Here is an 11,688-nt window from a genome sequence, read left to right as displayed (position 1 = left end):
GAAGTTCGGCAACGGATTCTGTAACGGATGTCAGTCCGAAGGAAGAAGGAAGAAGGAAGAAGGAAGAAGGAAGAGGGAAGAAGGAAGAAGGAAGTTCGGCAACGGATTCTGTAACGGATGTCAGTCCGAAGGAAGAAGGAAGAAGGAAGAAGGAAGAAGGAAGAGGGAAGAAGGAAGAAGGAAGTTCGGCAACGGATTCTGTAACGGATGTCAGTCCGAAGGAAGAAGGAAGAAGGAAGAAGGAAGAAGGAAGAGGGGAAAAAGAAGAAGAATCCAGTCAATTGCCTTTAGCGGTGGATTTGCCGATGGGGGCGGAGGAATTGGTGTTAGGATTTTTGAGCAGTATTGTAGATAGTCAAGTGCGATCGGCTGGTAGCTCTACTTTAGACATCAAAACAGTTTCTCCTGTGCGCGACTGGCTGCAAGCTTTGCAGCAGGAATCTGGGATAGTTCAAGTAGAAACAGCAGCATTGGAAAACTTGGCAACCAAGCTGACTGCTTGGACTGCACCGCTGCAAAACCAATTATCTCAACAAAGTCAATTTCGCACTTGCTTTCAACTCATACCGCCGTCTCCTGGTAAAGCCAACTGGAGTTTAAATTATTGCTTGCAAGCAGCAGATGACAGCGAATTTTTGGTAGACGCGACAACTATTTGGAACAACTCAGTCGAGCGTTTGGCTTATGCGGGGCGGACAATAGAATTGCCTCAAGAAACTTTGCTCAGCGGCTTGGGTTTAGCCTCGAAACTTTATCCGTTAATTGAACCGAGTTTGCAAGCACAGCGGCCTCAATCTTGCCAATTAAATCCGCTGCAAGCTTACGAGTTTATTAAGTCTGTAGCTTGGCGGTTTGCTGATAGCGGGTTGGGCGTAGTTTTGCCCCCGAGTTTGACAAAGGCGGATGGTTGGGCGAGTCGTTTGGGTTTGAGCATTCAAGCGGAAACTCCGAAAGTGAATCCGGCGAAAGGTGGGCTGGGATTGCAAAGTCTGCTAAATTTTAAGTGGGAATTGACGATCGGCGGACAGCGCATTTCTAAGGCAGAATTTGACAGATTGATCGCGTTGAATTCGCCTTTGGTGGAAATTAACGGCGAGTGGGTGGAGTTGCGCGCGCCGGATGTGAAAGCGGCTCAAACTTTTTTTGCCAGCCGCAAAGAGCAAATGACTCTTTCTTTGGAGGATGCTTTGCGTTTGGCGTCGGGCGATTCTCAGACGATCGAAAAATTGCCTGTGGTAAATTTTGAGGCTACGGGTCAACTTCAGGAGTTGTTGAATACTTTGAGCGATAATCAAGCGGTAAGTGCGATCGCAACTCCGGCTAGTTTCCGAGGACAATTGCGGCCTTATCAAGCCCTAGGAGCAGGCTGGTTAGCATTCTTAGAACGCTGGGGTTTGGGTGCTTGTCTCGCGGACGATATGGGATTAGGGAAGACCATCGAGCTAATTGCTTTCCTCGTGCACTTACAGGAACAAAATGCCCTAGAAGCGCCAACATTATTGGTTTGTCCGACATCGGTATTGGGCAATTGGGAGCGGGAAGTCAAGAAATTTGGTCCGACGCTAAAAGTGTTAGTTCACCACGGAGACAAACGCGCTAAAGGCAAAGCATTTGCGGCTGAAATTAAAGGAAAGGATTTAATAATTACCAGTTACGCCCTAGTGTTTCGGGATGCGAAGGAATTTCAAGGCATTAAATGGCAAGGATTGGTTTTAGATGAAGCGCAAAATATTAAAAATTCCGAGGCGAAGCAGTCGCAAGCGGTGCGGCAAATCGAGGCATCTTTTAGAATTGCGCTGACGGGAACTCCGGTGGAAAATAGACTGCAAGAATTGTGGTCTATTTTGGAGTTTCTCAATCCAGGCTATTTGGGGCCGCGCAATTTCTTTCAGCGCCGATTTGCAATTCCGATCGAGAAATACGGCGATCGAGAATCATTGCAGACTTTGCGATCGCTCGTTCGGCCTTTCATCCTCCGCCGCCTGAAAACTGACAAAGAAATCATCCAAGATTTGCCCGAAAAACAGGAGATGACTGTATTTTGCGGGCTGGCGGCTCAACAGGCGGTATTATATCAGAAAATAGTCGAAGAGTCAATAGCTGAATTAGACTCAGCCGAAGGTATTCAGCGCCGGGGAATGATTCTGGCTTTGCTGGTAAAACTCAAGCAGCTTTGCAACCATCCGGCTCTTGTGAAAGCAGAAGCTAAGCCGAAAGAATTGGAGATTAAGAGTCAGGAATCGGGGAAATTGCAGCGGTTGGTGGAAATGTTAGAAGAGGTGATCGCTGAGGGCGATCGGGCTTTAATTTTTACTCAATTTGCCGAATGGGGAAAACTCCTGAAACCGCATCTAGAACAGCATTTAGGGCGAGAAGTTTTGTTCTTGTACGGAGGAATTCGGCAACAGCAGCGGGAAGAAATGATCGATCGCTTCCAGCACGACCCCCAAGGCCCGCCGATTATGATTTTATCCTTAAAAGCAGGCGGCACAGGTTTGAACTTAACCAGAGCAACCCACGTTTTCCACTATGACAGATGGTGGAATCCCGCAGTAGAAAATCAGGCAACTGACCGCGTATTTCGCATCGGTCAAACTCGCAACGTGCAAGTCCACAAATTTGTCTGCACGGGCACGTTAGAGGAGAAAATACACGATATGATCGAAAGTAAGAAAGCTCTAGCCGAACAAGTTGTCAGCGCAGGCGAAAACTGGCTCACCGAGCTAGATACAGACCAACTTCGGAATTTACTAATCCTCGATCGCAATGCTATCATAGAAACGGAAGAAGAATAATGTGCTTAATTTTCTTCGGTTTCTAGTGAGGACTTTAGTTCTCAACCATCAGAGTAATTACGCACTCTGACCACAGAAACCGGGTTTTCTAACAGGATTAAAGGTTAGAGTCCTGTTTTTTCGTAAAAAACCCGGTTTCTGACTCTCCTAGATAACTAAAGCTTTCTTCCTCCTTCCTTCTTCCTTCTGTCCTAGATAACTAAAGCTTTCTTCCTTCTGTCCTAGATAACTAAAGCTTTCTTCCTCCTTCCTTCTTCCTTCTTCCTTCTTCCTTCTTCCTTCGGCTTATGATTGACAGAGAATGGTGGACACAACAGTGGTTAGATTTAATAAATACCTACCGCTTCAAAAAGCGCTTAGAACGTGGCTGGCAATACGCGCGCGAGGGAAAAGTTCTCAGCATTAAGTTCCCTAACCAAGAAGTAATCGCCCTAGTTCAAGGAACCGATCCCAAACCCTATCAAGTTTCTTTAGGACTCGACACCTTAAGCGATGAAGATTGGGATTATGTGATTGAAAATATGTCGCAAAGAGCAGTTTTTTCAGCTAAATTACTAGCAGGAGAAATGCCACACAATATTGAGGATGTATTTGCGGCCGCAGGCAAAACGCTATTTCCGTTAAGTTTATCTGATATTCGATCGCGCTGTAGCTGTCCTGACCCCAAAAACCCTTGCAAACACATCAGTGCAGTATACTACTTATTAGGCGATCGCTTCAGTGAAGACCCCTTCGTACTCTTTCAACTGCGGGGGAGAACCAAAGAGCAAATCTTGACAGCACTCCGTCAGAGACGAGGTACGCAAGGAGAGGACAATTCCCAACTCAACTCCGGCGAAAATGCCCCCGCTACGAATCCTAAATTGCCGAAGGTCGATCGCTTTTGGGAATACAACCAGCAGCTAGAATCATCTTTAGTAGTCATTGTACCGCCGCCCAGCAGCGAAACAGTATTAGATATCTTAGGTCCAATTCCCCTCGCAGCCGACGGAAAAGGAACCGCTAGCAAATCCTCCCCTGCATCAGACGCCCTCAAGCAGCATTTTAGCAAAATCTACCAAGCAGTTAGCCAGCAAGCAGTTTTAGCAGCACTGAAACGGGGCGAAACAGATTAACAGATTATTCTTTCTTTACTTCCCCTCTGCTAGGACGAAAGTGTGTGTAGTTGCAGATTCAACCGCCGACAATTCTATTGGTTTGTGCAAAGGCTAAGAAACCGGGTTTCTTAGAAAATCTAGGTGGGCTACCGAAATATCTGGGAAGAAACCCGGTTTTTGGGAATTATACATCACGTTAAGAAACCGGATTTATTATACCAATTTCAATAAATAATGCACTACAAAAGGATTTGAGGGCGGTTGTTCCACGGGTCATAATATAAGCCCTGGTTGGGGAATTACCTTACAAATATAGCAACCGCCAAGACGGTTAGGACATTCTCGAACGCTGAAACCATTGCTATTACTGCTTCTTCCTTCTTCCTTCTTCCGACGGACATCGGACTTCTGCTATAGCATGATAATTACTGCCAGGAATTGATAATCTCTATCAATTCCTGGGGGCGTTCAATCAAAAAATTAGGATTTTGTGCAGCCAAAGCTTGCGGAGAATTAAAACCCCAACCTACAGCAATTACCTTAATTCCGGTTTTTTTAGCAGCGTCTATATCTCGGATTTCATCTCCCACATAAACGACTTTTTCAGTATGTATATTCTCTATTCTTAGCCATTTATTAATAACTTTATGTTTGCCAAAAGTTGAGCCAGAGTAAATAAATGTAAAAGTGTCTTGCAAACCGTTTCTTTCCAGGGCTCCCAAGACATTTTCTCTTGAATTAGAGGTAATAATACCCAGTTGAAAGCCACGTTTTTTCAACTCGAGTAAAACTTCTTTAATTCCCGGAAATAATTGAATGTGGGGAACTTCACTGTGCAACTCTGCTTTCAACCTTCTAATCAACAGCGGGAATTTGAAGATAGAAATGCCAGAATACTGAAGAATTTGCCAAGAATTTAAATTGCTCAGTTGAGCGAGTTGCTCTTTTGTCGCAGACTTAAAGCCGAATTCTGCTGACAAACGGTTGGTGATGCTCAGAAGAATATCGATTGTATCTGCTAAAGTACCGTCAAAATCAAAAATAATTACTTTGGTCATTGGACAATAGCAAATAAGGAACTAGGGCTCACTTCTATATTACCCATTACCTCTTGCTTGTCAAAAAAAACGATCGCAACGGCGGGATTTGCACCCGCATCTCCTGGTATGCTCCAAGGAATTCTATCATTTAAACTACGTTGCTGGTGGCAGCGAACCGAATCAAACGGTTGTCTCTCGCTTTTGGAGAGCGATCGCTCTACCACTAAGCTACACTGCCCCATTTTATTATACATTTTTAATGCAAAATTTTGACATCAAACTTAATATTAATTGTAAATTATATATCTCGCTTGTAGCTGAGTCTCGCTCCCCCCTGATTCTTGTCCGCTAATCCCCCTCCCGCGGGGGGAGACAAGAACTCTCTTTCGTCACCCTTATTAAGGGGGATGCGAGGCGGATCGAGACTTAGATATAAGCGAGAGTATGAAAGGAATTTAGTCTTAAGTTGATACCAATTGCTTGTCACAAAAAACGATCGCAACGGCGGGATTTGCACCCGCATCTCCTGGTATGCTCCAAGGAATTCTATCATTTAAACTACGTTGCTGGTGGCAGCGAACCGAATCAAACGGTTGTCTCTCGCCCCTGCATAGAGCATCGCGCTTTACCACTAAGCTACACTGCCCCATTTTATTATACATTTTCAAGGCAAAATTTTGACATCGAACCCAATATTAATTGTAAATTATATATCTCGCTTGTGGCTGAGTCTCGCTCCCCCCCTGATTTTTGCCCGCTAATCCCCCTCCCGCGGGGGAGACAAGAACTCTTTTTCGTCACCCTTATTAAGGGGGATGCGAGGCGGATCGAGACTTAGATATAAGCGAAAGTATGAAAGGAATTTAGTCTTAAGTTGATATAGCAATCCTTGCAGGAGTTGTAAATTTTTTACCCCACCCCAGCCCTCCCCGAACCCGCGGTCTGGGAGTAAGAAATTCACAAATGATTTAGGATTGCTATACCAATGGTGGAAAGTGGAAAAAGCCACAAAAATATTAAATGAGTGTTACCACTGCGACTCAGCATAATCTTTAAATAATTTACCATAAAAATAGCGTCCCTCATTTACTCCCAAATAAATTGGATCGCAAATCCGCGCGGCGGCATCGACAGCATCAAAGGGAGGTTGTACGCCGCGCTGCTGCATCGCTAAAACTTGAGGGTAAGGGTGCTGAAAACTAATCCATCCCGGATCGACAGCATTCATAAAAATTTTGTGTTTGGCATACTCAGAAGCGCAGGTGCGAGTCATCATGTTCAGCGATGCTTTTGCCATATTTGTATGCGGATGTCGCCAAGGTTTGTCGCTGTTAAATTGCCCTTCTTTGGAAGAAACATTGACAATATATTTGCTAGCTTCAGGAAATTTTTTCATCAGCCGTTTGAGCCTGCTGTTAATCGCAAAAGGAGCGATCGCATTGATAACGTGAACTTCCAACATTTCCAAAATGCTCACCTCATCATCCTTCATCACCCAACTGTTGAAAGGGCGCAAATCCACTTGTTGTCCGTCGCGATCGTACATTCCGGGCGGAAACAAACTAAAATCAGATGAATGTGATAATTGATTCTCTGGATCCAAGTTAAAAACCGTGGGGATTTCACTGTTGCGATTTGGAACAGAGTCTGTGAGAGATTTGGGGATATCCTCAGAAATATTGTCTGTCAAAAAGTGCGTAAGCGTTGCCCTCGAAGAGGATCGCGCCAACAGCGGCTGAATCTCAGCAGGCAAAGCCTCCAAAGGCAGAGATTCAAAATCCCTCAAATGCTGGTAAAATTCAGGAGGGCGGCGAATTGTTTGAGCCGCATTATTGATAATAATGTCAATTCGGGGATAGCAGCAGACGAGGTGTTCTGCAAATCGCTCAACGCCCGCAATATACCGCAAATCTAACTCATAAACTTGCAGGCGATCGCACCACTGGGCAAAATCCGCTTCTTTCGCATATCTCCTAGCAGCATCCCGAGCAAAACGAGTAGTACAAATTACAGCAGCACCCGATCTCAACAACCTCAAAGTTACAGCATACCCAATTTTCACTCTCGCTCCCGTCACCAAAGCAAATAACCCCTGCAAATTAGCAGTTTGGTTGCGTTTGGCAAAATTAAGTTCGCCGCACTTCAAACACAAACCCCGGTAAAAAAAATGTTGCTCTTGAAAAGTCTCCTTGCAAACAAAACAGCGCTGCGGTTTATTCATTTTAAATCTCTGTTGCTGTAAAAATATCAATTCCAGCTACATCCGGTGCAATTAGCTGTCGCAAAAATCCGCCGATTATCGATATTAGCTTGTTTCATAATAGAACCGCTCAAATTAGCCCCATTAAAATTAGCTCCGATGAGATTGGCTTTCTGAAAATTTGCTCTTTTGGCAACGGCCCCGCTCAGATTAGCATTACTCAAATTAGCTTTACTAAAATCAGCATCGCAAAGGTTAGCTTCAGTCAAATCAGCGCCAGACACATCAGCATTTGTCCAATCATTTTTCTCTAAATTAGCCCCGCGCAAATCAGCTCCTTGAAAACAAGTTCCTGCGAATTTACTCCACCGCAAATTAGCTCCTGTCAACACAAATCCCTTAAAATCCAACCCGTACAACTTCGATCGAATTAATTTAATTCCAGCCAGATTGGCTCCTGCCAATTTCGCTCCGCCCAGCTTTGCCCCACTCAAGTCAGCCCCGCTCAAGTCAGCACCAGTCAAATTTGCCTCGCTCAAATCTGCCCCGCAGAGTTTAGCTTTTTTCAAAATGCTTTGAGATAAATTAGCCTCGCGAAAATTAACCGAGCGGAGGTTGGCTAAACTGAGATTAGCTGCTTGCAAATCAGCGCTGCTGAGATTAGTTTTGCTCAGGTTTGCTTCGCTCAAATCGGCATTTCTCAGATTAGTTACTTCCAAGTTACTTTGAAATATTTTTGCGCCTCGCAGGTTGGCAGATGCAAAGTTCGCTCCTGCTAAGTTTGACTCTCTCAGGTTTGCTTTAGCCAAATTAAGTCCGCTAAAATCTCCCCAACTCAAGTCTACAAAACCACCAAATAAAAGTAGATTTTGCACTCTCCATTTATTCCAAATTGCTGCACCTTTTTTGAGCAAAATTAGCTGTTCTTGCGCTCCAAACAGCGCAGCCGCGAACGCACGCACCTGCTCGTCAGCATCGTCAAAAACGGCAGTTGCTGCTTCTAAACCTTCTTCTCCATAGTTTAGGGCATCTGTGATTGCTGCCAGCCTTGCTTCAACAGACGGACTTGCTAAGCGGTATTTGACTCCAGCTATGCCACCCAAGATAGCAGCATTAATTGGAGGGGAATTTTGACCGCCCAAAACTGCATCGTATTCTTTGGGTTCATTTGCTGACATTTGTTATTTGTTGAGTGTTATTTGTTGACTGTTGACTGTTGACTAATGACTGCTGACTAATGACTGCTGACTAATGACTAATGACTAATGACTAATGACTAATGACTAATGACTAATGACTGCTGACTAATGACTGCTGACTAATGACTGCTGACTAATGACTAATGACTAATGACTAATGACTAATGACTAATGACTGCTGACTAATGACTGCTGACTAATGACTAATGACTGCTGACTAATGACTGCTGACTAATGACTGCTGACTAATGACTGTTGATTTGATTTGCTTTGGCATTTCTGCGCAGCATTTCTGGTTTTATGCGCCGCAGCGCCGAAGCTGTAAATCGGCGGTTCCATTCTTCGTCGGAGATGTCGGCTAATTCTGCAAGTGTCGGCGCTATATTTTCAGGATAAGGCTCAAAGTCGGCAACATCAGTTGGTTTAGCAAATCGCTGATTCCAAGGACAAACATCCTGACAAATATCGCAACCTGCTACCCAACCTTGTAAATTAGATGCAATTTCGTCGGGCAATTTTTCGGCTCGATTCTCGATCGTGTGATAAGCTATACATCGATCGGCATTCACCACAAAAGGCTCAGTAATTGCCCCGGTCGGACAGGCCTCAATGCAGCGAGTACAAGTACCGCAATGTTCCGTATGGGACTCATCGGGCGCTAACTCCAAATTAGTCAAGATTTCGCCCAAAAATACCCAAGAACCGTATTCGCGCGAAATTACATTGCCATTTTTAGCAATCCAGCCAATCCCGGCACGCTGGGCCCACATTTTATCCTGAATCGGCCCGGTATCAGCATAATACCGCGCTTCAATTCCCTCGCCTTGCGATCGCAGCCAATTTGCCAAAACCTTCAGTTTTTTGTGCAGAATTTTGTGGTAATCTCGTCCCCAGCCGTAGCGAGAGATTTTAGCATATTCGGAACCGCCCGGGCGTTGGTGAGGCCTGTAGTAATTGATGGCGACACATATTAAGGACTTCACCTCTGGCATTGCAGCGCGAATATCCTGACGTTTCGGGTTAGCCATCCATGCCATATCCGCCTGATAGCCTTTATCCAACCATGCCTGCAACCTTTGTGCCTCCTTGTCAGTACCCTCGTCTACCAAGGCTATCCCGACTTTGTGAAATCCCAACTCCAGGGCTTTTTGCTTCACCAAAATGCTGCTAATTAGCGCTTTCATTTGACACCAGGCAAATATTTACCTTTTGTATTGACTATTTTGATTTTATATGATATGCAAAGCGATTTTAACGATCGGCTTCCTAAATAAACTAATTCGGCGCACAGTCTAGTGACAGCGATCGCAATTTACCAAACCATTGATTATAGTTTTGTAACTCAGCTATATGTTATTTATATTTGCAAAAGTTAATAAAACGTTACATTATTTTAATCAAGGGAGCTTGAGGTATCCTAACTCAAGTACCTGACTAAAAGCACAAATCTCGCAAAATACACATGGCAGTTAGCATTCAATCAGCTCAATCTATTTTCTCGAACACCGAGGTGGCGAGCGTTGTTCCGGCTACCACGGAAGCGTTCTACAAACTCAGCGTTGAAGACCAACTGGCACTGCTCTGGTATGCCTACACCGAAATGGGTATTTCCATCACCGCCGCCGCCCCAGGAGTAGCCAGCATGGCGCTTGTCGAAGGCGTCCTCGACGAAATTAAGCAGATGTCGCCGGAGGCTCAAAGCAAAACGATGTTTGACCTGGCCAGCAACGCCGACACTACGATCGGGCGGATTTACACTTCCTTGCGCGTCAACACCAAACTCGGTTTCTGGTACGAGTTGGGACAGTTAATGAGACAGGGCAAGGTCGCTCCGATCCCCGCTGGCTATCAAATGTCTCCCGAAGCCACCGCAGTTCTAGAAACCATCAAGAAATTAGATCCGGGCCAGCAAATTACCGTACTTCGCAATACCGTAGTTAACATGGGCTACGACCCTGCTTTTAGCCAAGAGTACGGCAAACGCTTGGCCCCCCGCAGCACTCCCACCGCTCCAGAAGAGCGGGTGAAAACCAAAATTGAGGGTATCACCGAGCAGACTGTGCTCAGCTACATCGACTACATGAACGCCTTCGACTTCACCCCAGCCGTCGGTTTATTTGCTGAAGAAGGTGCCCTGCAACCGCCTTTCCAAAAGCCGATCGTGGGTCGCGAAGCTATCCTCAACTATATGCGGGAAGAGTGCGTCGGACTGAAAATGATGCCCGAGCGAGGCCTATCGGAACCCGCAGAAGATGGCTACCGCCAAGTGAAAGTCACCGGCAAAGTCGAAACTCCCTGGTTCGGATCGAATGTGGGAATGAACATTGCGTGGCGGTTTTTGCTCGATCCCCAAGGTCAAATTTTCTTTGTGGCGATCGACTTGTTGGCATCTCCTAAGGAATTGCTCAATTTGATGCGCAAATAGAATATTCTGGTTCGGTCTGTCAAACAGGCTTGCCCAGAAACCCAGATGCCTGCAGGTGTCTGGGTTTCTACCATTAAAGATTAAAGAATAAAGAATTGAAGAATTGGGAATGACTGATGACTGCGAGGGGTTGTGGCTTCCCTACAGTTGCATTTTTTTTGAAATTACTATTGATTTGGGTCGATCGATCTGGAAGCTGCGATCGACGCTCTCGGGTTCCTCCTTTTTTCGGAGAATTATTTTCCAGGCCCTACTTATATCTTTTGAGGGATTTGCTGCGACAAAGAGAATGATTACAGTATACTCATTCATCTTAAATCACTTGTTTTATGACCGCAACAACTCGACCTATTATAACTAGCTCTATAAAGATTGCTGGCATCACAAAGCCAACGGTACTGCAATATTTTGAAACTTTAAACGCGGGCGATTTTGACGCTACGGCTAATTTATTTGCTGATGAGGGGGTGCTGCACGCGCCGTTTGAAGAGCCAATTATCGGCAGCAGCTCGATCGCTACTTATCTAAAAACAGAAGCGCGAGGAATGCACCTCGAACCCCAGCAAGGTGTCAGCCAAATTTTAGAAGATGGCAATGTAGAAGTTCAGGTCGGCGGCCGGGTGCAAACTTCCGCCTTTGGTATTAATGTCGCATGGCTGTTCTTGCTCAATTCTGACCAAAAAATCCTTTCTGTCACGGTCAAACTGTTAGCTTCTCCCCAAGAATTGCTAAATCTGCGGTCGCAGACGAAATTTGATGTTTAATAAGCTGTTTCAGATTTAAATTGCCTATTTGGGTTTGACCTGTCGATCGCACGTAATGGCCAAAGTCATGCGATGGACAGGTTGAGCGGCTTGTTATCAGAGAATTGGGTCTAAAACCCCGTCTTTCCAGGACGGCTTTAATTCTAAAGTTTTAATGACTCACTAAAC

8 protein-coding genes and 2 tRNA genes are annotated in these 11,688 nt (G+C 45.2%); 4 read left to right on the top strand and 6 right to left on the bottom strand.

Translation table 11 applies throughout. The annotated features are described in order from the left end of the window. Nucleotides 1–2,795, top strand: a 2,795-nt coding sequence (locus tag QUB61_RS34620) for a DEAD/DEAH box helicase (protein WP_333190335.1), incomplete at its 5' end; no start/stop codon positions are given. A gap of 287 nt (nucleotides 2,796–3,082) precedes the next feature. Continuing rightward, the gene (locus tag QUB61_RS34615) at nucleotides 3,083–3,910 is read left to right on the top strand and encodes an SWIM zinc finger family protein (protein ID WP_333132436.1); all 828 of its coding nucleotides are present in this window, start codon (nucleotides 3,083–3,085) and stop codon (nucleotides 3,908–3,910) included. Between the two features lie 407 nt (nucleotides 3,911–4,317). Here QUB61_RS34615 and QUB61_RS34610 read toward each other — a convergent pair whose 3' ends face one another. The 6 genes from QUB61_RS34610 to queG all read right to left on the bottom strand — a co-directional run bounded on the left by QUB61_RS34610 (nucleotide 4,318) and on the right by queG (nucleotide 9,515). Then, a complete protein-coding gene (locus QUB61_RS34610) occupies nucleotides 4,318–4,950 on the bottom strand; it encodes an HAD-IA family hydrolase (protein ID WP_333132437.1) in 633 nt (210 codons plus the stop codon). A gap of 144 nt (nucleotides 4,951–5,094) precedes the next feature. Further along, nucleotides 5,095–5,170: transfer RNA gene (locus tag QUB61_RS34605), tRNA-Trp, on the bottom strand. A 329-nt stretch (nucleotides 5,171–5,499) separates the two neighbouring features. Then, a tRNA-His gene (locus QUB61_RS34600) sits at nucleotides 5,500–5,578 on the bottom strand. A 381-nt stretch (nucleotides 5,579–5,959) separates the two neighbouring features. Next, the gene (locus QUB61_RS34595; RefSeq protein ID WP_333132438.1) at nucleotides 5,960–7,153 is read right to left on the bottom strand and encodes an SDR family NAD(P)-dependent oxidoreductase; all 1,194 of its coding nucleotides are present in this window, start codon (nucleotides 7,151–7,153) and stop codon (nucleotides 5,960–5,962) included. Between the two features lie 26 nt (nucleotides 7,154–7,179). Then, entirely contained in the window at nucleotides 7,180–8,310 is a 1,131-nt protein-coding gene (locus QUB61_RS34590) for a pentapeptide repeat-containing protein (protein WP_333132439.1), read from the bottom strand. A 266-nt stretch (nucleotides 8,311–8,576) separates the two neighbouring features. Then, on the bottom strand, nucleotides 8,577–9,515 hold the full coding sequence (gene queG, locus QUB61_RS34585) for a tRNA epoxyqueuosine(34) reductase QueG (RefSeq protein WP_333132440.1): 939 nt from the start codon (nucleotides 9,513–9,515) through the stop codon (nucleotides 8,577–8,579). Nucleotides 9,516–9,793: 278 nt separating this feature from the next. On the opposite strand from queG, the gene QUB61_RS34580 reads away from it, so the two are divergent. Both QUB61_RS34580 and QUB61_RS34575 read left to right on the top strand, forming a co-directional pair. Then, nucleotides 9,794–10,756 carry an orange carotenoid protein N-terminal domain-containing protein gene (locus tag QUB61_RS34580; protein ID WP_333132441.1) on the top strand — a complete coding sequence of 321 codons (963 nt, stop codon included), beginning with the start codon at nucleotides 9,794–9,796 and terminating at the stop codon, nucleotides 10,754–10,756. A 329-nt stretch (nucleotides 10,757–11,085) separates the two neighbouring features. After that, nucleotides 11,086–11,520 (top strand): nuclear transport factor 2 family protein, encoded by a 435-nt coding sequence (locus QUB61_RS34575; protein ID WP_333132442.1) that lies wholly within the window; start codon nucleotides 11,086–11,088, stop codon nucleotides 11,518–11,520. Nucleotides 11,521–11,688 lie beyond the last annotated feature (168 nt).

The organism is Microcoleus sp. C2D2, assembly GCF_036702495.1.
GTDB lineage: Bacteria > Cyanobacteriota > Cyanobacteriia > Cyanobacteriales > Microcoleaceae > Microcoleus.
This window is presented reverse-complemented; position numbering and strand designations above follow the sequence as displayed.